The sequence below is a fragment of the Neoroseomonas lacus genome, assembly GCF_014644535.1.
Lineage (GTDB): Bacteria > Pseudomonadota > Alphaproteobacteria > Acetobacterales > Acetobacteraceae > Neoroseomonas > Neoroseomonas lacus.
The window spans coordinates 1-939 of sequence record NZ_BMKW01000062.1; the positions used below are offsets into that span (position 1 = coordinate 1).

The following is a 939-nucleotide window of genomic DNA, read 5'->3' on the forward strand; positions in this document are numbered from 1 at the left end:
TGGATCAGACCGGGCAGCGGCCGCTGGCGCGCGATGGCGATGTCGAGCGCGGCAAGCGCTAGTTCGTGACCGAGGTGGTCGGCCATCGCCCAGCCGACGACCCTGCGCGTGTAGAGATCGAGCACCGCGGCGAGATACAGCCAGCCTTCCGCGGTCCAGATGTAGGTCAGGTCGGCAAGCCAGACCCGGTCCGGCGCCTCCGCCGTGAACCTGCGGCCGAGCAGATTGGGCGCGATCGGGAAGGCGTGGCTGCTGTCCGTCGTCCGCCGAAAGCGGCGCCTGCGGTGAGCCACCAGGCCCATGCCGCGCATCAGGCGCGCGACCCGCTTGCGGCCAACCCGACGGCCGCGGGCACGCAGTTCGGCGTGCACGCGCGGGCTGCCATAGCGGCCGCGGCTGGCCGCGTGGGCGGCGCCCGGATCTCGGCAGCCAGGACCTGGTCGGCAGCAGCCCGCGCGCTCTCGTCCCGGCTTGCCCAGGCGTAGTAGCCGCTGCGGCTGACGCCGAGCGCTTCGCACATGACCCGGATGGGGAAGTCGGCGACGTGGTCGCGAATGAACATGAAGCTCACCTCCGGTCCGTCGCCTGACCGAAGATGAGCGCAGCTCGCTTTAAGATGTCGCGCTCCATCCTCACGCGCTCGAGTTCTTTGCGCAGCTGGCCGATCTCTGCGGCTTGGTCGGCCGGGCTCAGCCCGACACGGCGCGCCGGCGCCGCCTGCTCTCGTGGGGGGCGTCGGCGCCGGCGCGCCGCTCCCCCCGGGCGAGCGCCCCTCAGCCCAACGCAACCAGGAGCGGACCAGACGATCCGGCAGACCCAGTTCGGCCGCCACCTGCGATGCCGAGCGACCGCCACGGATCGCGGCAATCGCCTCCCATTTGAACGCGTCGGGAAAACTCCGACGCCGTTTCACGCCACCTACCATCGTCACCTCCTGGC

The 939-nt window shown here is 71.4% G+C and carries 2 protein-coding genes and 1 pseudogene; all 3 read right to left on the reverse strand.

Annotated features, from left to right (window positions below; all coding sequences use genetic code 11):
- Positions 1 to 371, reverse strand: a 371-nt coding sequence (locus IEY36_RS30405) for a DDE-type integrase/transposase/recombinase (protein ID WP_229681733.1), incomplete at its 3' end; no start/stop codon positions are given.
- Entirely contained in the window at positions 311 to 562 is a 252-nt protein-coding gene (locus IEY36_RS31030; protein WP_229681734.1) for a hypothetical protein, read from the reverse strand. The genes IEY36_RS31030 and IEY36_RS30405, both read right to left, overlap by 61 nt.
- 216 nt (positions 563 to 778) lie before the next feature.
- A pseudogene (locus IEY36_RS31530) lies at positions 779 to 925 on the reverse strand (transposase); the annotation flags it as partial.
- Positions 926 to 939 lie beyond the last annotated feature (14 nt).

Coding starts and splice junctions, on each gene's coding strand:
- IEY36_RS31030 (WP_229681734.1), bottom strand. CDS start 562: ATGTTCATTCGCGACCACGTCGCCGACTTCCCCATCCGGGTCATGTGC.